This is a genomic window from Mesorhizobium sp. M0954, from assembly GCF_040319155.1.
In the GTDB taxonomy this organism is placed as follows: Bacteria; Pseudomonadota; Alphaproteobacteria; order Rhizobiales; family Rhizobiaceae; genus Mesorhizobium.
The window spans coordinates 34,489-56,638 of the sequence record NZ_JAMYNR010000015.1 but is presented as its reverse complement, the minus strand read 5'-3'; the positions used below and the strand labels follow the sequence as shown (position 1 = coordinate 56,638).

The following is a 22,150-nucleotide window of genomic DNA, read 5'->3' as shown; positions in this document are numbered from 1 at the left end:
ATCGGATGCGCTCTCACCATTCGCTCTCCAGAAACTCTTCCAAGAGTCCCGCATCGGCGGCCAGGTTGACAAAGGACCATCGGCCGCGGATTTCCCGCGAATAGCGAATGGCGTCGTGCCAAAGCGCGCGCGGCAGGTCTAGTTCCGCGCCGGTGACCGGCCCTCCCGCAGCCTTGAGTGCTGCCTCCATGCGGGCGACCGGCATTGCCATGGGCCGAACCTCCTGGCGCAGCGCCGGCCAGATTTCCGCAAGCCTGCGGTTGAAGATTTCCGACTGGCTGGCGTCGAGTGCCGTCTTCTTCATCTCGGCAATGCAAAGTGGTCCAAGTTGCGCGCCATAACGGGCCAGCATCGCCGCCTCGTCGATGGCGGTCGGCTTCACCTGCGGCGGCTTTTCCATGTCCAGCAGCCGCGCTTGCAGCCGCGCCATGACCAGCGAGGCAACCCCCACCTGCTGGCCGTGCGTGGTGCCGGGATGATGGTCTTGCGCGAACATGTCGACCCAATGGGAAATCTGGTGCTCTCCCATGGACCCGGGATGGGAAACGCCGGCAAAGCACACGCCCATCGAGCACAGCGTCAGGACGCGCTGGAGATGCCCGACAGCGGTGACGTCATGCCTGGCAAGGCCAGGCGCATGGGCCAGCATCGGCTCCTCATCGCCCGCCTGCAGCAGGTAGGGCACCTCGGAATAGTAAGTGTCGAACAGCCGATGCGAAGCCCACCAGTCGATCTGGGCCGTGGAGCGGCAGAGGCTGTCGCCAAGCCCGGCGGCGCTGAGCCAGGCGGGCGCTGCGGCCGACACGCCAAGATCCAGGAAGATGCCCCTGGGGGCGTGTGAGGGCAGCGAGATCTTGAGCCCGGAGGCCAAGGTCACCGACGCTGTCGAGGCGCCGTAGCCATTCATCGAGGCGGCCGTGCCGAAGACGGCATAGGGTCGCTCGTCGAGGAAGGTTGCATGCTTGCAGCTGTCATTGAGGACGCCCGACCCGACGGCCACGACGCCTTCGGCGTGACGTGTCTTCTCCCTGACCACCTGGATCGTCGCCTCATCACAGTCGAGGCCGTCAGGCAGCACGATTTCATCGATGTCGGCGATGGCACGCAGCGCCTTCGCGACGCGCCTGCCCATCACATCGACGGTGTTGATATCGGAGACCACGGCGATGCGGCTGCCTAGCTTCAGCGGCGCAACGAGATCCGCCTCGCGGCCTTCCGTCGTCTCCAGCAATTCGATCGTCTGGAACGGCAGGACCGCGGCCGCGCCTGTCCTGGGATCTGTCCAGCGTCCAGCTACAACGTCCTCGATCAACGCGTTCCAGTTGGTCGTTTCAGCCATGATCGGCCTCCATGAAGGCCGCGAGGCGCTGGTTCCAGGCTGCAAGCGTTGGCCAAAGATCGGCATGGATCGCAAGAAGTTCGGCGTAGAGCGCGGCCCGTTTCGTGTCCGGTTCGAAGGTTTTGGCCGGCTCGCTGGCCATTGCCAGCGACGCTTCGGCGATGGTGGAAAACCAGCCCACCCCCTTTGCCGCCGCCATCGCCGCGCCTAGCGAGGAGGCTTCGACGGTCGTCGAACGTTTTACGGGACGGCCGAGTGCATCCGCCAGAATCTGCATCCACAGGTCGGACTTCGCTCCTCCGCCGATGGCTATGAACTGGTCGATAGTCTGGGCGGCAGCCGCAGCCGCCCGCTGACTTGTCGCGGCCTGATGCAGCGCTATGCCTTCCAGCACGGCGCGATAGATGTCGCCGCGGCGGCTCGAGCCCGAAAGCCCGGCAATCACACCACGGGCCGCACTGTCCCAGTGTGGGTCCATGACGCCCTGCCAGTAGGGCAGGAGCATTATGCCGCCTGCGCCGATCGGGCTGGCAGCGGCTTCGGCCTCGAGCGCCTCCAGGGCATCGCTTGCGCCATGCAGATCGACGCCAAGCATCTCGCGCGCCATCCAGTCGACAAGAAAAGTGCCGGCGCGAAGGCACGTCTCGTAAATGTAGCCATTATCGGCGACCGCCGTTTCGGTGCGGAAGGCCTGGTCGTGGACGTAGTCCGTGCCGAAGCTGCCGGAGACGACCGCCGTGCCGAGGTTGATGTAAGCGCATCGCGGCTGCAACACACCAGCGCCCGTGCCGGCGCATTGACCGTCGCCGCCGCCGGCGACGATCGGCGTGCCCTCGCGCAGGCCCGTCGAAATGGCCGCTTGCGAAGTCAGTTGGCCCAGAACGGTGCCGGGCCGCGCCACTTCTGGCATCATGCGCCGGGCGACGCCCGCTGCCTCCAGTATATCGTTCGACCAGTCCATAGCCCGCATATCGAGTATGCCCATCGGGTCGGCGGATGCGGTGGACGTCACCCACCGGCCGCTCAAGCGAAAGACCAGATAGCCGTGGACTTCGGCCATCCGCTCCACCCGGGCAAAAATCTCGGGCTCTTGCTCGCGGAACCAGATCATGCGGTAAAGGCAAGGAATGACGTCCAGCGGCTTGCCGGATATTGCGTGGACGCGTGCCGCGCCGAAACTCTCGCCGAAGCGGCGTGCTTTGCCACGGGCGCGCTCATCGAGCCAGAGCGTTGCCGGCCCGACCGCCTGGCCTTGCTCGTCGAAAAGGCCGAAGCTTTCGCGTTGGTTGGCAATCGCAAGGGCGGCAATGCGTGCCGGCGAAACCGTTGACGTCACGGCGCGCAGCGCTGCGACCGTCGAGGTCCACCACTCGGCCGGATCCTGCTCGAAATAGCCCGAACGCGGGTTGGACATTGCAAGCGGTGCACGACCTTCGGCCACGGCCAGACCATTGCGATCCCAGGCGATCGCCTTGGTTGCCGAGGTCGAGGAATCAATGCCGATGACGAGATCAGGAACCATTGCCGCCACGTTGCCAACGGGCGAGGGCGGTCGAAACCGCCTTCGCCCAAATCACCGACCAGCCGCTAAAGACCGGCATCCTTGACTTTGCCGTCGACAATGCCGGCAATGGCATCCAGGCATGCCTTGGCATCGCCGCCATAGTCTTGGCCCGTAAGCAACTTGCCGAGCTCAACCGGAATGTCGTTGTTCGACAGATCCGCCCAGATCGGCATGTCCGGCTCAGATCCCATCTGATTGTCGATCGTGTATTTGATCGCGTCGAAATGGCGTGTCGTTCCGGGGCCGACAACAGCCTTCGCCTTGACCCGAGGATCTGTAAAAGAGGAATTGCGCATCGGCGAGGCGCCGCCGCCGAGCGTCGATACCCGCGCCATGACATCCTTCGAGCAGACCCACTGCATGAACAGCCATGCCGCTTCCTTGTTCTTGGAATATTGCGACAGCGAAATCGTCGAGCCGCCCTGGTGGCCGACGGCCGGGATTTCGTTGAAGCCGCAATCGGCGGCGGCGCGACGACCAGGAACTTCCTTGGGCGCGGGCAGGGCCTCGAACAGGCCTTTGACCTTGGAATCGTTGGCATCGAAGCCGGGGAAATCCTCGCCCCAGGTGATTGCCATGGCGGCTTGTCCCTGTGTCAGGGCCTGTCCTTGGCCGTCCCAGGTCCAAGTCGTCGCCGACGGCGGCGAGTTCTTGACCAGCTCCTGATAGAATTTGAGCCCGGCCACGCCGCGTTCGTCATTGCCGACAAACTTCTTGTCCTTGTTGAAGACAGAACCGCCATGGCCCCACAATGCGAAGGTCCAGTCGCATTCCAGCGAATAGTGGCCGGACTTCGCCTGGCACGCGGTGCCGAAGATGCCGTTGCTTTTTTCTGCCTCTGTGAGCGCCTGCACGGCCTTGAGGTAGGCGTCGAGGTCTGTCGGCAGGGCAATGTTGTGTTTGTCGAAAAGATCCTTGCGGTACATCAGGATGAAGATCGGAATATCGAATGGAATTCCGCACTGTTTGCCGTTGTACATGGCGATGCCGTCGACCAGCGGCTTGGAGAAATCGTCCCAGTCGAAGTTGGGCATCGCCAGTTCTTTGTTCTGGTCGTAATACTCGCGCGGATCGACGACATCCTGGGCAAATGTCGCCATCCAGGACTGGTCGAGATAGTAGACGTCGTAGGTGCCAAGCTGGCCCTGTACGTCTTGCGTCGCCTTGGCGAGAACCTGCTCCAGCGGCACGATCTCGACTTCAACCTCAATGCCGGTTGCCTTGGTGAATTCACCCGCGACAAGCTGGTTGGCAACAATCGTTGGCGGCGTCGCTTCCGAAGTGTAGCGGATTTTGGTGCCGGCATATGGTTTGCCGACGTCGGCCAGCCACTTCAGCATATCGGCGTCCTGGGCGCGGGCTTCTTCAACCCCGAGGCCCAGCATCCCCCGATTGGTGCGGCCACCACCTAGCATGGCCGATCCGAAGGCGGAAAAGCCGACACCGGCGAGCGCCATCTTCCTCATGAAGTCGCGTTTGGTTATCCGGCGCGCCGTAAAGTCATTGCAGGTATCGGCGACGAATGTCTTCTTGTCGTGTTCACTGAAGCTCATGATCGTTCCTCCATTGCGTTTTTGTCGTCGTTCTTCTCGTCTGCGCCTCACTCCTTCAGCGATCCGAGGGTGAGGCCGCGGACCAGATGCCGTTGAACCAGCAGGATAAAGATGAAGCTGGGTATGATCGCGGACGTGCCGAGCGCTGTGATGTAGCCCCACTCGGTCGCGGTCGAGGTGACAAAGGTCGAGATCTTCACCGGCACAGTGCGGATCGACGTTGTCAGGAAGAGTGAGAGCAGGAACTCGGTCCACGAAAAGATGAAACACAGCACGGCCGTCGCAGCGATGCCGCCCTTGACCATGGGAAGGACCACGCGTCGGAACGTCTGCCAGCGCGTCGCGCCGTCAATAAGCGCCGCCTCATCAACCTCGCGCGGAACATCGTCGAAGAACGACTTCAAAAGCAGAACCGCCAGCGGCAGGTTGATCAAACTGTGAACGAGGACGAGGCCCGTATAGGTATCGCGCAAGCCGAGATCGCGGAACATGAAAACGATTGGAATGACGATCGCGATTGGCGGCATGAAGCGCTGCGAGAGAATCCAGAACAGGAAGGACTGCTGGCCGCTGAACTGCATTCGCGACAGGCAATAGGCGGCCAGGGTGGCCAGCAGCAGCGTCAGCGCCGTCGATCCGACGGCTATGATGGCGCTGTCGAGCAACGACTGGCGGGAATCGTAGGAGCTCGCGCCACCCTTGATCACCCCGGCCGCCTCGCCGCCCTGTTCCATGCCGATGTCGACGCGTGAGACGCCAAGCAACGTCACGCGGTAATTGTCCGGCGTCGGTGTGAATCCGACGTAGACCGGTCCGCTGCGGTCGAAGATCGCCGAATAAGGTTTGATGGACGACAGGGCCCACCACGCGATCGGGAACATGAAGATCGCCACCACCAGGACGGCGAGCACGTCACGGGCGATCGTTTGGGCGCGCGACGACTCCATCAGAACCTCACCTTGAATAGCCTGACGAAGAGGTTCGACACGACGATCAAGACGACGAGCACGATCAGCGACAGGGTTGCGGCATAGGGGAAGTCTCCGGTGAAGTAGATACGGCCAGCGTAGAACGAAAGCGTCTCGGTGGCCGTGCCTGGCCCGCCGGCGGTGATGATGTAGACGTAGTCGTAGATGCGAAAGAGATCGACGCCGCGGATCAGCACCGCGACCGCTATCACCTTGCGCAGCATCGGCAATGTGAGCCGCAAGAAGGTCTGGATGCCGTTGGCACCGTCGATCGCGGCTGCCTCGAAAGGTTCCTTCGGCAGCGCCCTGAGCCCTGCCAGGATGATGAGCACCATGAACGGCGTCCATTGCCATATGTCCGCCAGCAGGATCGCCGCCAATGCGGTTCCGGGCTGCGTCAGGATCGGCTGTGCGGGCGAGATCAGGTCGAGGGCATACAGGTAGAACGACAGGACACCGAAAGAACCGTCCTGCATCAGCAGGAACATCATTCCGGTCACCGCAGGCGGCACCACCAGTGGCAGTGTCATCAGCGCCCGCAGCACCCCGTAACCTTTGCGATCGGTGTCAAGCAGAAGCGCGATGAGGATGCCGAGCGCAAGCTGAACCGCAAGCGCGACGAAGGTGTAGATCAGCGTGGTTTCCAGCGAATGCCACATACGCGCATCCGAGAAGGCGCGCGTCCATTGGTGGAGCCCGGCGAAGTCGAGCTGCCGGGAGACGACATTGCGTTTGTGTAACGACAGCCAGACGGAATAGGCGAGGGGATAGATGCCGAAAACGAGAAGCATCACCGTGATCGGCGCGAGCCAGGGGAAAGGATGCTCGGCCGTCATGAACCGGGGCAGGGCCCATCTGGGCGCTTCGCGGGTCACGGTCACCGTGCTCACGCGCAAATCTCCGCTCGGTCACACAGACGCATCGGCCTTCTCCCTATCGGCCAGATTGTGCCAACTTGAACTTTTGTAAGTTTGTTGTGCCTTTTGTTAAGAACGTGTCGGACGGCCGCCGAATTGTCAAGTCGGTTCCGTCAGCGCTCCAGGGATTTGCTCGTGGTCCCAGAGGATGCCGTGATCGCCGGGTACCGGGTTGTTTTTGGAGGGAGCGCCGCCAGCAAATGCCGTGCACCAGCCTCAAACGCGCTCAGGGCCGCCGCCAATTTTGGCAGCCCGGAAGGCTACGAAAGCATCGAGGAGATCGGGAGGACAACCCGGGCGCTTTGGAACTCCCCTTAATCCGGCAACAGGATCTGAAGCTTTACGTCCGCGGGCCAGGCTTCGACTGCGCGGTCGAAGGCGGTGATGGAATCTTCGAAGGGGAAGGTCGCCGAAATGAGTGGCTTTAGGTCGACCCGGCCCGACCCCATTAGCGCGATTGCCCGCTCATATTGGTGGGCATATCGGAACACCGTTTCGATGCGGACTTCCTTGGTCGAGGCGGTGGCGACATCGAATGCGATCGGCGCCACCGGCAGGCCGACCACCACTACCGCGCCACCGGGCCGCGGCAGATCGAGCAGGGTCTCCCATGCCTTGGACGAGCCCGAGCATTCAAACACCACGTCGGCGCCCCAGCCATCGGTCAGGCGCTTTACCTCCGCCGCCAGGTTCTTGTCGCGGACGTTGATCGGGATCACGCCTTGATAGCCGCCGGCGATGTCGAGCTTGGGTTGGGCAAGATCTGCAACAACGGCGCGGGCGCAGCCGCCGGCGAGCGCCGCGATCGCCACCATCGTGCCGATCGGCCCTGCGCCAATCACCACCGCCGTGTCGCCCGGCGCGATCTTTGCTTTGGCAGCCGCCTGCATGCCGACGGCGAAGGGCTCCACCATGGCGCCTTCGGCGAAGCTGACATTGTCGGGCAGTTTGAAAGTGTAGTTGGCGGGGTGGACGACATAGGGCGTCAGCACGCCGTGGATCGGCGGCGTTGCCCAGAACCTGACCGCTGGATCGATGTTGTAGAGGCCGAGCCGGCTCGCCCGCGAATTGAGATCGGGGATACCCGGCTCCATGCAGACGCGGTCGCCGACCTTCAGATGCTCGACGCGTTCCCCCGTTTCGACGACGGTGCCGGCGGCTTCATGGCCCAAGACCATCGGCGCTTCGACCACGAATGGGCCGATGCGGCCATGCGTATAGTAGTGCACGTCGGAGCCGCAGATGCCCACCGTATGGATCTTGATGCGAACTTCGCCCGGGCCGACGGTCTGTGGCAGATCGATGTCACGCAGCTTGAGTTCGTGCTGGCGTTCAAGGACAAGGGCGCGCACGTTCGTCATCGACGTAGTCTCCTCTAAAGCTTATTGTAGGGGCCTTCGTGACCTTACTTGCACTCGGCGCGTTCATCATAGCCGCTCATTCACAGCTTCAAAATCCAGCTCGGAAAACAGGGGGGTTGCCTGATTCCGACTATTCGTACGAACTTCCCGGCCAAAGGACTTTGAAGGCCGGCCATGCCGCTGCCGAATGCCCTCGGCGGAATGAAATAGTCGTTCGCCCCGAGACTCCCCACTCCCCCGCCTCCAAGCCAGCAGGCAGTCGTCAACAGGGGTCCAGCAGGTGCGCGATACCCGACGCTACATGCCATGGAACGCTTGCCCAATCCGCTTCTGGTCGATGCGGCCCACCAGGTGAAATGTCCGCTATCGTTTTTTTGGGCGCCAGAAGTTCCCGGATCGCTTCCCGCCCGTAACGCTGCTGGGCGGCAATGCGCTTCATTAACGTCATTTTCCATTCGAAGCGCTCAGGCCGGAAGCTGCCGTGCGTAAGACGCCAGGTCATCGCCCGCCGCGGATAAGTTTGCAGTTGGACAATATTGGCCAGCCGGGCGATCCCGGCATTTGGCGTTGCTTCGGCGAGTCAATACTGAGCCTGCGCTTACGCGCCATCCTTCTCGACAAGACCAACGGCTGGACCCGATCGAGTGCAAACGGGTTCAGTTGGTGCTGGTTGTGGCGGTGAACCCGCACTGCTTCTGTTCCATATCGATCTGCTTCGTGATGCGGACGGCGTTCTGTGCGTAGGCCTCCGTCACGGAGCCACTATTCACAGTCTTGTCCTTCAGCGGGCTCACGCCTGCGCAGAGGTGGAAAACATGCGGCTCGGTGGATTTCGCGGCTCCGTTTTCGGGCGCGATCCAGTAGACGACATCCTGACCGGCGGGGTGGCTCGCGTCGCGCGTCGCCGCCGCCACGGCGGCGGTGTCCGTCGCGATCGCCTGCGCCTGAGCGGCGACATCGGGCGAACAGGCGGTGGTGGGCTGCCCCGACTTGATCTGGGCTGCGCATGCGTTCATATCCTGGGTGTACTGTTCGACCGACGGGGGTTTGAAACTGATCCCCATCACCGTCGCGAGCACGGCCAGCGCGGCGCCGACGCCGCCGGCAACCTTCTTGGTCCGCGGATCCATGTTTTTGTCGGTGAGGATCAGGAAAACCAGCGGGAGGAAGGCAATCAGTGTGATGATTGCGCCGAGCTGGTTCTGGAAGAAGAACCTGGCTGCGTCGGATGCACGAGCCGGATCGTGCCTGTTGGCCGCCTTCCATAGCAAGTTGCCGGCGATTGCGAAAATCGCGATGCCGACCAGAAGGCCGATGACCAGCGGCAGGTGTCCCTGGTCGAACTTGTTCTGGCGAAGCAGCATAATTCCGTAGATCTCGCCGCCAATGGCGACGATCCACGAGAGTGCGGCGAAAAGGCGAAGACGCGTGGCGGAGGACTTCTGGCCCTGCGTCGCTTGCCAATCCTTGGTAACGTCTGGCTTGTTGTCGGTCATTGACCAGATCCCCTGATATCGACACTTCTGCGGGCGGCGTTAGACCAGAAGGCCAATCCGCCCTGCGCAGCGTCATTGAACGAGCGTCACCTGCCTTAGCGACACGGCGATAATGTGAGCGCCACGGCAGGCCTCATCTCCATTCATGATTCATATTGCGCATGAGTGAATCCGTCCATACCCACGCAGGCAGACGCCTATGCGGCGATGGCTTGTTCTTGTTGATCTCTGGTTAATCGAACTTGACGCTGTCTTCCCTCGCTTCCCGGCGGCGGTCGCGCCATTCCCGACACCAGCCGAAGCGAATTGACGAGCCATTTTGAACGAGACAGCTCTAACGAGACAACATTGCGGCAAGATCGACGCGGATAGCGGCCGCGGTGTTGGCTTGCATGCTGGCCTCCAGGTGATGTTTGGCGACTTCACTCTGGCAGAGCGCTGGTCGCGATTCAGTCGCCGCATGGACGCCAAGCTTGGCCCCGACCATCTGCATTGATAATAATGCAGATTTGCATTGTCTTATCGCGATGAACAGGAATGTTTAACATGACAACGTTGACAGTGACGACAAGGGGACAGGTGACGTTCCGCAAGGACGTGCTGCAACATCTGGGCATCAAACCGGGCGAGAAAATCGAGCTTGATCTGCTGCCCGACGGTCGGGCGGAATTGAGGGCTGCACGGGCGAAGGGGTCGTTCCGGGACCTCCACGGCTTCCTCAGAGGCAAGACGAACGGCCGGGTGCTCAGCATCGAGGAGATCAACGAGGCGATGGCGGAAGCGGGCGCTGTGGCCGGGTCCGGCGAGGAATGAGGGTTACGGCCGACACGAATGTGCTGCTGCGCGCCTATGTCGCCGATGATGAGGGGCAGGCGGCCATTGCTGTCGACCTGCTGGCCAAAGCGGACATCGTGGCCGTGAGCGTGAAGGCCTTGTGCGAGTTCCCAGGGTTCTGGCCCGGCAGTACCAGACAGAGCGCGAAAATTTGCCGCGGCGATCCGGGCGTTGCTGAACACCGCGAATGGTTGTCGTCAACCGGCCGGCAGTTTCCGCGGGGCAAAAGTCGATCAGTGGGTTGCGAAACCGCCGCTGACCAGGTTTGGCAAACTGGACGTCAAGCCGCATTTGCGCAGGGCTCGGCGTCCCGGAAGCATCGCCGATGCCTGCGCAGTGACTGCGTCCTTGTTATAGCCAGCATCGCCAACAATCGCCCAGCCTGGCCCGTATGGCGCTGCGCCAGCGAGCGGCCTCTCGCGCCTTGCTGCGCCAAGACGGTCGGCGAAGGCAGGCCATCCCGGCTCCGATCAAGAGCCCCGCGCGCCAGCCGGGCCACCAAGGTTGCCGCGATCACCCTTGATGTCGTAGAGCCTACGGTCGGCGGTTAAAATTGGTGGAGAAGGATATATGCCAGAGCACCTGAAACTCGTCTCGACTGCCAAGTCGCATGGCGGCGCCCAGCATGTTTACTCGCATCTCTCCACGAACTGCTCGTGCGAAATGACGTTTGCCATTTTCGTGCCTCCGCAGGCACGGGAAAGCCGTTGTCCCGTGGTCTGGTACCTCTCCGGGCTCACCTGCACCCATGCAAATGTGATGGAAAAAGGTGAATACAGACGTATTGCCGCCGAACTTGGCGTGATCGTTGTCTGTCCCGACACCAGCCCGCGTGGTGCCGACATTCCGGATGAAAAGGACAATTGGCAGTTCGGCAGCGGCGCCGGTTTCTACCTTGACGCGACGCAAGAGCCGTATGCCAAGAACTATCGCATGTATTCCTATATCGTCGAGGAGCTGCCAGCCGTGATCGGGCGCGAATTTCCCGCCGATATGGCGCGCCAGTCGATCTTCGGCCATTCGATGGGCGGGCATGGCGCGCTGACGATCGCACTGAACAATCCCGGGCGTTTCAGAAGTTGCTCGGCCTTTGCGCCGATCGTGCAGCCAAGCACAGCCGGCTGGTCGAAGCCGGCTTTCGAAAAATATCTCGGCCTGGATGAGGCCTCGTGGCGGCGCTACGATGCAACTTCGCTCATCGAGGATGGGCACCGTTTCCCGGAATTCCTGGTCGATCAGGGAACGTCAGACGGTTTCCTCCAGGAGGGCCTCAGGCCTTGGCTGCTCGAAGACGCCTGCTCCAAGGCAGGCATTCCGTTGAAATTGCGGATGCAGGACGAATACGATCACTCCTATTTTTTCATTTCGACATTCATGCATGACCATATGACGTGGCATGCCGAACGGCTTTCACGAGGGTAGGCCGTAGGAATAGGTCGGCAATCAGGCGGGCTCGGTGACGACGCCGATGCGCCGGTAGACGAATGGTTCGTCCTTCGAAGGAACCGTCGCAGCGCGCTGGGCCTCGTCGATCAGCATTGCCATGCGCGCATGGATCGGCGATTTCGCGCAAGCCGGGTCCGTCGCGGCGGCATCGCCGGCGATTGCCATCGCCTGGCAGCGACAGCCGCCCCAGTCGATCTCGCGCCGCTCACACTTGCGGCAGGGCTCCTGCATCCAGTCCGTGCCTCGAAAGGCATTAAATGCCGGGGAATCGGTCCAGATCGCGGCCAGGCTGCGTGATCCAAAACGCTCGAAGCCGAGCGACGGTATGGTCTGGGCGGCATGGCATGGCAGTACGGTGCCGTCTGGCGTCACCATGAAGGCGTCGCGCGCCCAGCCCCCCATGCACGGCTTGGGATAGATGGCGAAATAATCCGGCGTGACGAAATCGATGTTCATGATGCCGGTGAGCCGTTCGCGCGCCGCCGCGACGATCTCCGCCTGGCGGTCGACGGCAGCACGCTCGGGCATGAGTTGATCGCGATTGGTCAGCGCCCAGCCGGCGTACTGCACGTTGGCGATCTCGAGACGCTCCGCACCCAGCGAAAGGGCCAGATCGATGAATTCCGGTACCTCCTCGATATTGTGGCGATGGATCGGCGCGTTGATGGTAAGCGGCAAGCCGGCCGCGCGAGCGCGGCGTGCCGTTTCCAGCTTCTTTTCGTGGCTGCCCCTGTGATTGCCGATGCGCTCGGTGGTCGCCGGCCGTGCGCCTTGAAAGCTCAGTTGCAGATGGTCGAGCCCGGCTTCGGCAAATGCCTCGATGCGGCCATCCGCAATGCCGACCCCGGCGGTGATCAGGTTGGTGTAGACGCCGCGCGCCGAAAGCCCGGCGATCAATTGCTCGAGATCGCGACGCAGCGTCGGTTCACCGCCGGACAGATGCACCTGGAGAACGCCAAGGTCGGCCGCCTGCGAGAACAAGTCGAGCCAGCTCTGCGTGTCGAGTTCGCGATTGGCCTTCAGCAACTCGAGCGGATTGGAGCAATAGGGGCATTGCAGCGGGCAGCGATGCGTCAGTTCCGCCAGCATGCCGATCGGGGGGAGAGGGGGCTCGCTCATAGCTTCACCAGCAGCTTGTCCGACCATTCCTGCAGGAAGGCGACGACATCGGCCGCCACAGCCTCCCGTTCGGCATCATAATCTGCGGCAAGGCCGGCAATGATGTCGCCGACCGTGGACCGCCCATCGCAGCGGCGCAATATGTCGAGGCTTATGTCGTTTGGCCAGAACACCTTTTCGGGCGACAGCACGGCGAACGCCTGGCGCACGGGGTCATGCTGTATGCGCACGTGCTTCGGCAGCGATGGAACCGACTGCAGCGACACTATGGCTCTTTCGCGCAGTGCCATCATTGGGCTGCCTCCGGACGGAAGGCGCTGGGCGGGATATTGCCCGGCTCGCCATAGGCGTGTTGAAGCGCGTCGAGCATGGCCCAGAGTATATCGCATTTGAACACCAGTGCATCGATCGCCTGCTGCTGGCGTTCCGCCGCGTCGGCATGTTCGAGCACATAGGCGAGGGCGAAGTCGGCGTCGCGCGAGGCCTGTTCGGGCCGTCGGGTGAAATAGGCCAGCGTGTCCTCGGTGATATAGTCGTATCTGGCCAGCATCGCGGGTACCCGCTCGCCGATGATGAGCGGCGAGAACATCTCGGTCAGCGACGACGCGACCGCCTCCAGCAGGGTCCGGTTCGTGCAAAAGGAGAGGTAAGCGCCAACCGCAAAACGCGTCGCCGGCAGGGCCAGCCTCTCGCTCTTCACCGCGTCGGCATCGAGACCGAGCGAGGTCGCCAGGTGCAACCAGCGCGCAATACCGCCGCTCCAGCCGTCCTCGCCGTCATGATCCTCGATGCGTTTGCGCCAGGCGGCGCGAAACGCCGGATCCTCGGCATGCGCGAGGATCATGGCGTCCTTGCGCGGAATGACCGCCTGATAGCAATAGCGGTTCAGCGCCCAGGCCTGCATCTCGGTCCTCGACAGCGCACCGCTGGTCATCCTGTGATGGAAAGGATGGCGGTTGTGATAGCGCTCGGCACCGACCTGCCGCAGCACGGCTTCGAGCTCTCTGGAGGACAGGCCGTTGCTGGCCGCGTCGTGGAAATCACTCAAAGTTCCATCTCCATCCCGTCGCAGGCCACTTCCCAGCCAGCCGCTTCGACGGCTGCATGCTCGGCAGAATTCTCGTCCAGAACAGGATTGGTGTTGTTGATGTGGACGAAGACACGGCGGCCGATCCTCACATCGGCCAAGCCGGCGATCGACCCCGCGTCTCCCGACATTGCCAGATGCCCCATGCGTGCACCGGTCTTTTGGCCGACGCCGGCAGCAATCATCTCGTCGTCGGTGAAGACCGTGCCGTCGAACAGAAGGCATGCGGCATCGGCCAGACGCGTGCGCAGGGTCGCATCGATGCGCGCGCAGCCGGGGATGTAGAAGACGGAGCCGCGACTGCCGGCTCCGGCGATACGGACGCCGATCGTGTCGCCGGCATCGGAGCTGAAATTGGCATCCGGCTGGCCTCTTTCTTCGAGATAGAGGGCTATCTTCCCGGGCACGGGAAAACTCTCGACAGCCACCCCGGTGTCGTGGCCGTCTGAATCGCAGATCGACAGCTCTTGCGCCGGCGGCAAGATGCGTCGCGGCACGAGCGCCGGATCGAGGACATTGAAAATCGAATTCGCCTCCAGCGTCGCCAGAACCTGTGTCGTTGCATAGATAGCGAAAGGCTGCCGCTCACGCAGGCTGAGCAGGCCGGCGACATGATCGACATCGGCATTGGTCAGCACCACCGCGCGAATAGGCGTCGAGCGCAGCGGCGCATCGTGCGCGGGCTGCAATTCAGGCGTTGCCGCGATCTGCTGGCGAATGTCGGGCGAGGCGTTGAACAGAACCCAGCCGAGGCCATCCGCCGACGCGGCGACACTCGATTGGGTTCGTGAATGCACACCAGCTACCCCGGTGCGAGCCGCACGGCTCAGACGATAATTGCAGTTCCATTGCGGAAAGCCGCCGCCGGCCGCCGATCCGATGATTCTCAAGCGCATGAAAACGCCCGCCCCGCGGCTTCTCTGACCAGCAGCCAATTTGCAGCCGCAAAAAACGGCCCGCCCGCTTTGCGCGCCTCAAACTCTTTCACGAAAATCCCATGCGGCAAGGGGATGCGTGCCCCTGTTGCCAGGGACACGCACCTCTGCGGCCTACTTCTTGGGAGTAATTTCAGCAGGCAGATAGCGCGAAATTTCAAAGCCCGCAGCAACCTGACACATGGTCGGTTTTGTCCAGCTCTTCTTCATAACATTTCTCCTCTTCTACCAGCCCGAAGGGGCCGATCCGGTGGTTAGCCAACCATTGCAGGGCACCGAAGCAATGGCTCGTCCATCACGTTCTCAAAATGGACAAATGAACACAAGGTTTTGAAAGCCCGAAAAACAAAAAAGTATCGAAAGTAGCTGTAGTCTTCTCTTCACTTGTTCATCGCGTAGGTTTTTCCTCCTCCTGACCCATCCCAACTATTGCGTAATCGGATTGTCGTGCTCGTCGATCAGCGGCACATTGTAACCCAGCAGGAGCTTGGTGATCTCCGCCTGGTTTTCCCTGATCACCCGGTTTAGCGTCCGTTTCCATTCCTGGTCGGACGGACGTACACCCATGGTAATGCGGTAGGACATGCGCGAGCCGGTTTTTTCCTTCAACAGCGGAACAATGGTGACATCGGCTCCGAGTTCCCTGGCATAGTAGCCCGCCATCGGCCCCCACAGGACCGCCGCGTCGATCTTGCCGGCGAGCATGTCCTTGATCATGACCTCCCCCATGGAAGGCGTGACGCGCGTATCCACCGCCAGCGGGTAGATCTTGGCGGTCCGCAGAAGCTTGTTGGCGGCCATGTTGGCGGTTGGCGGCGTGCTTTCGACGACGCCGATTCTCTTGCCGGAAAGTTTCGGGTCTTCGATCGTCTCGATGCCTTCCATGCCGTTGCCTTTGGGGTATACGAGCACATAGGCGGAGCGGTAGTAGGCGTTGGTGTTCTGCACCAGTTCATCGCCTTGGGCGTAGCCCATGATGATGTCGCATCGATTGGCCCCCAGCGTATTGCGCACAAAGCCGGTGACAGTGGGAAACCACGTGTAAGCGACTGATTTCCGCCCCGTCTTCTTGGCAACCAGTTCAGCCAGCTTGTTTTCGAAGCCTTGGCCGTTCTTGTCGGTAAAGGGCATGTTCGAGGGATCGGCGCAGACGCGCAGAATGTCGGGATCGACCAGTTCGCCCGCAGCGCCAAGCCCGGCATTTTGCGCCAGAACATTCGACGGCAGCAAGGCGAGCGCGCCGAGGATCGGCAGAACGACACGCAGCTTCGATGCAGTGCAGCCGGTCATATCATCCACCCATGCAGGATGCTTCGGCATCCTTGGCTGCCTGAGCCTTGTTTTCGTGCTTGGGCGGCCTGCCGCGGGGTGCCGCGCCATCGGCGCGCGCGCGCAGATAGACGTAGAGATCGTCCAGGTAACAATAGACGTTCTTGTTGTCGCCAAAGGCGGGCATGACGTTCTCCTTGCCGCCGCCGACATTCTTGCGGCCCTCGGCGACGATCGACAGGAACGTGGCGTAATCCATGTTCTTCAGGCTATTAGCCAGGGCAGGCGCATAGCTCGAACCTGTGGCGTCCTGTCCGTGACAGACATGGCAATCTGAGTGATACCGGCGGTACCCGCTGAAGGTGTACCAATCGACGGTTCCGTTTTCGATCTTGTAGGTCGGATTTCCGTCCGCATCTAAATATTTGCCTCCTTCTTGCTTCACCGCCTTGGCTTTCTCCATGCTGTCTTCGGCCCGTACCAGATTTGAGCTGGCCAGAGGCAGCAGGACCAGGGCGAGAGCGGAAACTGCAATGCGAACGATCATTCAGGCTCTTCCTTCGTTTGCCAGAAACCCTGGCTGCCGTCGTGCAGCGGCATTGATCGGAGTGGGGTGCGCGGCGCAATCGAGAGCCCGGTTCCCGGCTTCGGGGTGACCCGGGCTCTCGTTTTCGAACCTAGCCGTGAGGCTCATCCCGGTTATCAGTCCGGGAGGCCGAAGACGGTGAGCTGCCCGCCCAGCGTCGTATAGTCGGCAAGTGCCGCATAACCGCCGACAGCACCCAGACCGGCGGTTCCAACGACCGCGGCCTGGTCGCCCTGCGCACGGCCCTGATCAACGGCGCCATGCCAGGCGGCGGCGTTATCGGGCGAAAGCAGCCCACCTGCCAGACCGATACCGGCCCATCCACCGACGCCGGACAGAACGGCGACGTACTGCTTGCCGTCATGCTCGTAGGTCGTGATGTTGCCGATGATGCCGGACGGGGTCTTGAACTTGTAGAGTTCCTTGCCGTCCTTATCGACCGCCTTGATGTAGCCTTCGAGGGTACCGTAGAAGACGACGTCGCCATCCGTCGCCAATGCGCCCGACCACACCGAGAACTGCTCGGGCTTCGACCAGACGATCTCACCCTTGGCTGCATCCCATGCAATGAAGTTGCCCATGTTACCGTCACCGCCGGGCGCCGCATACATCGACACGGTGGCGCCCACATAGGGCTGACCGGCGGTGTAGCTCACTTTGTAAGGCTCATAGTCCATGCAGACATGGTTGGTCGGCACGTAGAACAACCCGGTCTTCGGCGAGTAGGCGGCCGGCTGCTGGTCCTTGGTTCCAAGCGCGGCCGGGCAGATACCGGTCGAGTTGTTGTCTTCGCCGTTCTGCTGGGTCGAATACTTGGCCACGACCTGCGGGCGGCCATACTGGTCGCTCTTGGGATCCATGTTGACTTCCGTCGCCCAGTTCACTGCCGGATCGTATTTCTTGGCGACGAGAAGTTCGCCGGTGGCGCGATCCATTGTGTAGGCAAAGCCGTTGCGGTCGAAATGCACCAGCACGTCGTGCTTGGCGCCGTTGACCTCCATGCCATCGACGAGAATCATCTCGTTGATGCCGTCATAGTCCCACTCATCATGCGGGGTCATTTGGTAGAGCCATTTGGCAACACCGGTATCCGCATCGCGAGCCATGATTGTCATGGACCAGCGATTGTCACCGGGGCGCTGGACCGGGTTCCAGGTCGAGGGATTGCCGGTGCCGTAATAGACCAGGTTCAGCTTGGGATCATAGGAATACCATCCCCATGTCGTGCCGCCGCCCGTCTTCCACTGTTCGCCTTCCCAGGTGTTCGTGCCGGAATCCTTTCCGACAGGCTTGCCGAGATGGGTCGTCTTCTCGGGATCGAGAAGGGTGTCTGCGTCAGGACCTTCCGAATAGGCTTTCCAGGCGAGCTTGCCGTCTTTCAGATTGTAGGCGGCCAGCCAGCCGCGAACACCGAATTCAGCACCGGAGACGCCCACGAGCACCTTGTCCTTGATGACTACGGGTGCCGACGTGCCGGATTCGCCCTTTCCGCCGTCGGTCTGGTCTCCGTTCTTGACAGACCAGACGACCTTGCCAGTCTTGGCATCGAGCGCGACGACGGTGGTGTCGGCCTGGTTGAGAATGATCTTGCCGTCGCCATAGGCAACACCGCGATTGACCGTGTCGCAGCACATGATCGGAATGACGTTCGTGTCCTGCTTGGGCTCGTATTTCCACAGGATCTTGCCGTCATTCTTGAGGTCGAGAGCATAGACGTTGTTTGGGAAAGGCGTGTGGACATACATCACGTCGCCGATGACCAGCGGCCCGCCTTCATGACCGCGCAGCACGCCGGTGGAAAAGCTCCATTTGACCTGCAGGTTCTTCACATTGTCGGCAGTGATCTGGTTGAGTTTGGAATAGCGGGTGTTGGCGTAGTCACCCGTCTGCATCGCCCAGTTTTTCGCATCCGATGCGAGCTTTGCAAGGTCTTCGTTGGCCGAAGCCGTATAGGCAGCGCCGAGCGATAAAAACGCCGCGGTCGTCAGAATGTAAGTAGTTTTCGCAAGTACACGCATCCAAAATCCTCCCGGGTTCGCAGTGAAGAATCGACCGTCAAGCCCCACAAGGGCTTGCCCAAGCAATTCATGTTGGGAAGTTATTTTCCGGCAGCTGTCACGACCTACCCCGAAGCAGAGGGCACCGTTACCGCCCGCCCCCCTTGGTCTTCGAAAGACTGCCGCCGCTCCCTGATGACGGTGGCGCTCTTGAAGCCGGAAACAGGAAAAAGCTATGTCATCGTAAAACGCCAGGCAAGCAAAAACCTACAATGGGTCGCTGCGCTGCAATATCGATATGGTGCGATGCAATATTTAGAAACAATTAAAATAAGCGCCGCGTGAAAAACTAATAAGAGGATGACCGCCAGCCGCGATATATATAGCAAACATATTGTTCGCGTATTCTCGAGGTGATACACATTTGACTTTATTTCGATATATTCTGCGTGGCACTTACGAGTAAGTATGCGGGCGTCTCGCTCGTTGCCGATAGTGAGCGAAGCATGAAATGAACGTATGAAGGAGGGTGCGCAACGGGTCATGAAGCGGGCTCTTGTCGGTCGATAGGGCATTCCTCCTTTGGTCCTATACGCAGGCCATGGGAGCTTGACTGGCTTTGCGGCACGTCGCCAATTGGAGCGATGACCCCGTCTGGATGCATGGTGTCCAGGCCAACTGGAGGTTCCTCATGATAAGGTCTGTTGGATCTCTCACCTTGCCGGTGGCCTTTGCGGCGACGCTGGCTTTTGCCAACTTGGCCAACGCCGAGGGAGACTACCCGACGGCAACGATTGCCGACTACGTGCTCGGCTGCATGCAAACAAATGGCCAGACACGTCAGGCGCTTGAAAGCTGTTCCTGCTCGATCGATGTCATCGCCTCGATCCTTCCTTACGATCACTATGAGAGGGCGGAGACCTTCAAAAGCATGTCGTTGACGACAGGGGAGGCGGCAGGGTTGTTTCGCGAAAGCGCGCCAGCGAAGGCGGCGCGCACGGAACTGAAACGCGCTCAGGCTGAAGCCGACGTACGTTGCTTTTAGTCAGGCGGAACAGGCACGCGTGGCCGTGCGCCTCAGAGTCCCGCAGTTTCCATCGGCCATTGGCTGCGAAATACCTTGCCATCCGCATTCGAGCCGTAAGGCAATCAGGCCACACCCGGAAATTTTTGCTGGAACGACCGCAAAAGGTCGCTCATCACCTGTGGATTGCGATGCTGCCGCGGCACTCTTACGTCGAACATGCCGAGCACGTGGGCTGGGCGCTGCGCAAGCACGATGATGCGGTCCGACAGCATCAGTGCCTCGCGCAGATTGTGCGTGACCATCAAGGCGGTCGTAGGCCGCGCTGACCAGACGGTCAAAAGCAATTGCCGAAGCCGCTCGGCGGTCTGTTCGTCGAGGGAGGCAAAGGGTTCGTCCAGGAAAAGCACCGCCGGTTCGGTGGCGAAAGCCCTGGCAAGCGCTGCCCTGCGCGCAAGGCCGAGCGAAAGCTCCGCCGGATAGAGCGAGCGCATGCCGGCGAGGCCGAGAGTGTCAAACAGCTCGTCGAGACTCTTTGCTCTTAGGCTTTTCGGCAGCGCCAGCCTGACATTCTGCTCCACCGTCCGCCATGGCAGCAAAGTAGGCTCCTGGAACACGGCGGCGATGCGGTTCGAGCCGCCTTGCGGCAGTTGGAAAGAGCCGGAAAAGTCTTTGTCCAGTCCAAGCAGGATGCGCAACGTCGTGGTCTTGCCGCAGCCCGACGGCCCAAGCAGGCAAGCGAATTCGCCCTGCCGGACCTCGAAGGACATACCCTGAAGCGCCGTGATCGAGACGCCTTGCGCGGACCTGAAGGTCTTTTCGGCGATATCGACCCTAAGCGGGACGACCGCGCCAACGGGTTGCATGTCGTTCAATGGGCTGCACCAGGAGAAGTTCGATGACAAGCATCACCGCCACGAAAGCCAGCGTGTACGCGAGAATGGCGGCGACGTCGAAGAGCTGGAAATAGAGATAGATCTGGAAACCGACGCCATTGGAGCGGCCGAGCAGTTCGACCACCAGGACGATCTTCCAGATGAGGGCGATGCCGGATCGCGAGGCCGCGGCAAAATAGGGCTGCAGTTGCGGCAACAGGACATGGCGGATGCGCTCGAGTGGGGTGAAGCGGTAGACGGCGGCCATTTCGGCATAACGCGGATCAAACGCCCTGGCGCCTTCGCGCATCGTCACCACGACATTCGGGATCTTGTTCACGGCAACCGCGCCAATCGCCGCCGCCTCGTTGAGGCCGAACCAGATATAGGCGAGCACGATGACCACCAGCGCGGGAATGTTGAGAAACAGGACCACCCATGGACTGAAGAACCGGTCCGCACCGCGGTAGCTGCCGAGGATGACGCCGATGACCGAGCCGATAATCATTGCGACGACGTACGCCGCAGCAACCCGTCCGAGCGTCGCGCCAAGGTGATAAAAAAGGTCGCCGCTCGCCGCTTCCCTGAGCAGCACCTGCCAGACCTGCCCTGGTGAGGGCAAAGCGCGGCTTTGCCACAGATTGGCCGCGAGGCTCCACAGCAGGCAAAGTCCCAGCAGGGAAACCGTTACCGTCAGCGCTGGCGTCAGCGCCGTCGCAAAGCCGGATCGACGCGACTTGTCTTCCGTTGCGGTCATTTCGCGAGTTCCGGCCAGAACGTGCCGGGCGCCATCTCGGGCGCCCTGCCAACCAGCTTCTCGCCGCCTATCGCGGCCAGCACGTGATAGAGTTTGCCCGCATCGGCCGCTTCTTCGGCGACCGGCCGTCTGGGGATGCCCTGGCGATAGCGGTCGCGCAGTTTTTCCAGCTCCTTGCCTTCTGCGCGAATGAGCGGCGCCAGGCGCAGCCATTCATCATCGGATTTGGCCAGCAAGTCCTTGGCCTGCTTGGATGCCTTCAAGAAGCCCCGGGCGGCATCCGGATCGTCGCTCGCCCATTGGTCGTGGAAGACGTAGCCGAGTGCCGACACGGGGCCCGAGGCACCAAGCGCTTTCGTCGCGTCATCCGCACCGATCAACCGACGAAAGCCATTGGCCTCGAGCCGGGCGCAGAAATGCCAGAAATTGAGCACGGCATCGAGTTCGCCCTGCATCGCCTTTTCAGAAATCAGCGGCGGCGCGCCAAAGACGACGTCACAGGCTGTCGGCAGCTCGAGGCCGTGCTCGCGTCTGGCCAGCGCCTGGACCAGCAGCCAGCTCTTGTCGAGCGGGCCGCCGGCGACACCGATTTTCTTTCCCTTGAGGTCGGCGAGCGTCCGGATCGGCGATTCCTGCTTCACCATGATTGCCCCCACGGCGGTCGAATAAGGGGCCAATGTAAGATCGCCGCCCTCGGAGCGCTGGCGCGAGACCCACAGCCAGTCGGTCACGATCATGTCGATCGCGCCGGCCAGCAGCGCGACGTTGGTCGCATCCTCCCCGGCGAAGTAGACAATCTCCAGATCGATCCTGTTGGCCTCGTCGAGCTTGTGGCGTTTCAGCGTATCGAGTTCCCAGCTCACGGTGCCGAACTTCAGGACACCAATTCGGACCTTAGCGGCCGCAAAGACGGCAACCGGCCTTGAGGCGAGGATGGCCGCCAGAGCCGCCAAGCGCAGCGTCGTACGCCGCGAAATCATCATGGCGTCTCCTCTTTCAGGGCCGTCGACGAACCAGGAATGT

At 61.5% G+C, this 22,150-nt stretch carries 22 protein-coding genes; 4 read left to right on the top strand and 18 right to left on the bottom strand.

The features are described from left to right. Window positions 1–13: 13 nt before the first annotated feature. From NKH93_RS21065 to NKH93_RS21035, 7 genes are all read right to left on the bottom strand, one after another. Window positions 14–1,339 carry an iron-containing alcohol dehydrogenase gene (locus tag NKH93_RS21065; protein WP_352971792.1) on the bottom strand — a complete coding sequence of 442 codons (1,326 nt, stop codon included), beginning with the start codon at window positions 1,337–1,339 and terminating at the stop codon, window positions 14–16. After that, window positions 1,332–2,861 (bottom strand): xylulokinase, encoded by a 1,530-nt coding sequence (locus NKH93_RS21060; protein ID WP_352971789.1) that lies wholly within the window; start codon window positions 2,859–2,861, stop codon window positions 1,332–1,334. Before NKH93_RS21060 ends, NKH93_RS21065 begins: the two co-directional genes overlap by 8 nt. Window positions 2,862–2,926: 65 nt before the next feature. Continuing rightward, window positions 2,927–4,456 carry an ABC transporter substrate-binding protein gene (locus tag NKH93_RS21055; protein WP_352503254.1) on the bottom strand — a complete coding sequence of 510 codons (1,530 nt, stop codon included), beginning with the start codon at window positions 4,454–4,456 and terminating at the stop codon, window positions 2,927–2,929. 47 nt (window positions 4,457–4,503) lie between these two features. Next, complete coding sequence (locus NKH93_RS21050) at window positions 4,504–5,403, bottom strand: carbohydrate ABC transporter permease (protein WP_352503255.1); 900 nt, start codon at window positions 5,401–5,403, stop codon at window positions 4,504–4,506. Then, a complete protein-coding gene (locus NKH93_RS21045) occupies window positions 5,403–6,314 on the bottom strand; it encodes a carbohydrate ABC transporter permease (protein WP_352474341.1) in 912 nt (303 codons plus the stop codon). The genes NKH93_RS21050 and NKH93_RS21045 overlap by 1 nt, the downstream gene beginning before the upstream one ends. A gap of 341 nt (window positions 6,315–6,655) precedes the next feature. After that, entirely contained in the window at window positions 6,656–7,702 is a 1,047-nt protein-coding gene (locus NKH93_RS21040; protein WP_352971785.1) for an NAD(P)-dependent alcohol dehydrogenase, read from the bottom strand. A 656-nt stretch (window positions 7,703–8,358) separates the two neighbouring features. Further along, window positions 8,359–9,198, bottom strand: coding sequence for a succinate dehydrogenase/fumarate reductase transmembrane subunit (locus NKH93_RS21035; RefSeq protein WP_023678783.1), 840 nt, complete (start codon window positions 9,196–9,198; stop codon window positions 8,359–8,361). Window positions 9,199–9,744: 546 nt separating this feature from the next. On the opposite strand from NKH93_RS21035, the gene NKH93_RS21030 reads away from it, so the two are divergent. Together NKH93_RS21030 and fghA are read left to right on the top strand one after the other, a co-directional pair. After that, complete coding sequence (locus NKH93_RS21030; RefSeq protein ID WP_352503269.1) at window positions 9,745–10,011, top strand: AbrB/MazE/SpoVT family DNA-binding domain-containing protein; 267 nt, start codon at window positions 9,745–9,747, stop codon at window positions 10,009–10,011. A 591-nt stretch (window positions 10,012–10,602) separates the two neighbouring features. Beyond that, window positions 10,603–11,454: an S-formylglutathione hydrolase gene (gene fghA, locus NKH93_RS21025; RefSeq protein ID WP_352775548.1), complete on the top strand. Its 852-nt coding sequence runs from the start codon at window positions 10,603–10,605 to the stop codon at window positions 11,452–11,454. Between the two features lie 21 nt (window positions 11,455–11,475). On the opposite strand, the gene pqqE is transcribed toward fghA, so the two are convergent. From pqqE to NKH93_RS20985, 8 genes are all read right to left on the bottom strand, one after another. Then, window positions 11,476–12,597, bottom strand: a complete 1,122-nt coding sequence (gene pqqE / locus NKH93_RS21020) for a pyrroloquinoline quinone biosynthesis protein PqqE (protein WP_352971782.1) — start codon at window positions 12,595–12,597, stop codon at window positions 11,476–11,478. Next, entirely contained in the window at window positions 12,594–12,890 is a 297-nt protein-coding gene (gene pqqD, locus NKH93_RS21015; RefSeq protein WP_352971779.1) for a pyrroloquinoline quinone biosynthesis peptide chaperone PqqD, read from the bottom strand. Before pqqD ends, pqqE begins: the two co-directional genes overlap by 4 nt. After that, window positions 12,887–13,645 (bottom strand): pyrroloquinoline-quinone synthase PqqC, encoded by a 759-nt coding sequence (pqqC, locus tag NKH93_RS21010; RefSeq protein ID WP_352971776.1) that lies wholly within the window; start codon window positions 13,643–13,645, stop codon window positions 12,887–12,889. The genes pqqD and pqqC overlap by 4 nt, the downstream gene beginning before the upstream one ends. Then, window positions 13,642–14,580 carry a pyrroloquinoline quinone biosynthesis protein PqqB gene (pqqB, locus tag NKH93_RS21005; RefSeq protein ID WP_352971773.1) on the bottom strand — a complete coding sequence of 313 codons (939 nt, stop codon included), beginning with the start codon at window positions 14,578–14,580 and terminating at the stop codon, window positions 13,642–13,644. Before pqqB ends, pqqC begins: the two co-directional genes overlap by 4 nt. A 153-nt stretch (window positions 14,581–14,733) precedes the next feature. After that, window positions 14,734–14,829, bottom strand: a complete 96-nt coding sequence (locus NKH93_RS21000) for a pyrroloquinoline quinone precursor peptide PqqA (protein WP_101918690.1) — start codon at window positions 14,827–14,829, stop codon at window positions 14,734–14,736. A 216-nt stretch (window positions 14,830–15,045) separates the two neighbouring features. Continuing rightward, window positions 15,046–15,909: a substrate-binding domain-containing protein gene (locus NKH93_RS20995; RefSeq protein ID WP_352450664.1), complete on the bottom strand. Its 864-nt coding sequence runs from the start codon at window positions 15,907–15,909 to the stop codon at window positions 15,046–15,048. Between the two features lies 1 nt (window position 15,910). After that, window positions 15,911–16,435 carry a c-type cytochrome, methanol metabolism-related gene (locus NKH93_RS20990; protein ID WP_502896472.1) on the bottom strand — a complete coding sequence of 175 codons (525 nt, stop codon included), beginning with the start codon at window positions 16,433–16,435 and terminating at the stop codon, window positions 15,911–15,913. A 155-nt stretch (window positions 16,436–16,590) separates the two neighbouring features. Next, window positions 16,591–18,366, bottom strand: coding sequence for a methanol/ethanol family PQQ-dependent dehydrogenase (locus NKH93_RS20985; RefSeq protein WP_502895714.1), 1,776 nt, complete (start codon window positions 18,364–18,366; stop codon window positions 16,591–16,593). Between the two features lie 180 nt (window positions 18,367–18,546). Between NKH93_RS20985 and NKH93_RS20980 the strand changes: the two genes are divergently transcribed. After that, window positions 18,547–18,816 carry a hypothetical protein gene (locus NKH93_RS20980; RefSeq protein ID WP_352971770.1) on the top strand — a complete coding sequence of 90 codons (270 nt, stop codon included), beginning with the start codon at window positions 18,547–18,549 and terminating at the stop codon, window positions 18,814–18,816. A 346-nt stretch (window positions 18,817–19,162) separates the two neighbouring features. After that, window positions 19,163–19,516, top strand: a complete 354-nt coding sequence (locus NKH93_RS20975) for a hypothetical protein (RefSeq protein WP_352971767.1) — start codon at window positions 19,163–19,165, stop codon at window positions 19,514–19,516. A 104-nt stretch (window positions 19,517–19,620) separates the two neighbouring features. On the opposite strand, the gene NKH93_RS20970 is transcribed toward NKH93_RS20975, so the two are convergent. The 3 genes from NKH93_RS20970 to NKH93_RS20960 are packed head-to-tail and all read right to left on the bottom strand — an operon-like array spanning window position 19,621 to window position 22,110. Next, the gene (locus tag NKH93_RS20970; RefSeq protein WP_352971938.1) at window positions 19,621–20,361 is read right to left on the bottom strand and encodes an ABC transporter ATP-binding protein; all 741 of its coding nucleotides are present in this window, start codon (window positions 20,359–20,361) and stop codon (window positions 19,621–19,623) included. Continuing rightward, window positions 20,330–21,127 carry an ABC transporter permease gene (locus NKH93_RS20965; RefSeq protein ID WP_352474630.1) on the bottom strand — a complete coding sequence of 266 codons (798 nt, stop codon included), beginning with the start codon at window positions 21,125–21,127 and terminating at the stop codon, window positions 20,330–20,332. The genes NKH93_RS20970 and NKH93_RS20965 overlap by 32 nt, the downstream gene beginning before the upstream one ends. After that, window positions 21,124–22,110, bottom strand: a complete 987-nt coding sequence (locus tag NKH93_RS20960) for an ABC transporter substrate-binding protein (protein ID WP_352851142.1) — start codon at window positions 22,108–22,110, stop codon at window positions 21,124–21,126. The genes NKH93_RS20965 and NKH93_RS20960 overlap by 4 nt, the downstream gene beginning before the upstream one ends. Between the last annotated feature and the right edge of the window lie 40 nt (window positions 22,111–22,150).

Bases quoted from the DNA above. Each gene is read 5' to 3' on its own strand.
- pqqB (WP_352971773.1), bottom strand. From the start codon at position 14,580: ATGCGCTTGAGAATCATCGGATCGGCGGCCGGCGGCGGCTTTCCGCAA.
- NKH93_RS21035 (WP_023678783.1), bottom strand. From the start codon at position 9,198: ATGACCGACAACAAGCCAGACGTTACCAAGGATTGGCAAGCGACGCAG.
- NKH93_RS20985 (WP_502895714.1), bottom strand. From the start codon at position 18,366: ATGCAGACGGGTGACTACGCCAACACCCGCTATTCCAAACTCAACCAG.
- NKH93_RS21040 (WP_352971785.1), bottom strand. From the start codon at position 7,702: ATGACGAACGTGCGCGCCCTTGTCCTTGAACGCCAGCACGAACTCAAG.
- NKH93_RS21000 (WP_101918690.1), bottom strand. From the start codon at position 14,829: ATGAAGAAGAGCTGGACAAAACCGACCATGTGTCAGGTTGCTGCGGGC.
- NKH93_RS20990 (WP_502896472.1), bottom strand. From the start codon at position 16,435: ATGATCGTTCGCATTGCAGTTTCCGCTCTCGCCCTGGTCCTGCTGCCT.
- NKH93_RS21050 (WP_352503255.1), bottom strand. From the start codon at position 5,403: ATGGAGTCGTCGCGCGCCCAAACGATCGCCCGTGACGTGCTCGCCGTC.
- NKH93_RS20975 (WP_352971767.1), top strand. From the start codon at position 19,163: ATGATAAGGTCTGTTGGATCTCTCACCTTGCCGGTGGCCTTTGCGGCG.
- pqqE (WP_352971782.1), bottom strand. From the start codon at position 12,597: ATGAGCGAGCCCCCTCTCCCCCCGATCGGCATGCTGGCGGAACTGACG.
- NKH93_RS20965 (WP_352474630.1), bottom strand. From the start codon at position 21,127: ATGACCGCAACGGAAGACAAGTCGCGTCGATCCGGCTTTGCGACGGCG.
- NKH93_RS20995 (WP_352450664.1), bottom strand. From the start codon at position 15,909: ATGACCGGCTGCACTGCATCGAAGCTGCGTGTCGTTCTGCCGATCCTC.
- fghA (WP_352775548.1), top strand. From the start codon at position 10,603: ATGCCAGAGCACCTGAAACTCGTCTCGACTGCCAAGTCGCATGGCGGC.
- NKH93_RS21065 (WP_352971792.1), bottom strand. From the start codon at position 1,339: ATGGCTGAAACGACCAACTGGAACGCGTTGATCGAGGACGTTGTAGCT.
- NKH93_RS20960 (WP_352851142.1), bottom strand. From the start codon at position 22,110: ATGATGATTTCGCGGCGTACGACGCTGCGCTTGGCGGCTCTGGCGGCC.
- NKH93_RS21060 (WP_352971789.1), bottom strand. From the start codon at position 2,861: ATGGTTCCTGATCTCGTCATCGGCATTGATTCCTCGACCTCGGCAACC.
- NKH93_RS20970 (WP_352971938.1), bottom strand. From the start codon at position 20,361: ATGCAACCCGTTGGCGCGGTCGTCCCGCTTAGGGTCGATATCGCCGAA.
- pqqD (WP_352971779.1), bottom strand. From the start codon at position 12,890: ATGATGGCACTGCGCGAAAGAGCCATAGTGTCGCTGCAGTCGGTTCCA.
- NKH93_RS21055 (WP_352503254.1), bottom strand. From the start codon at position 4,456: ATGAGCTTCAGTGAACACGACAAGAAGACATTCGTCGCCGATACCTGC.
- NKH93_RS21030 (WP_352503269.1), top strand. From the start codon at position 9,745: ATGACAACGTTGACAGTGACGACAAGGGGACAGGTGACGTTCCGCAAG.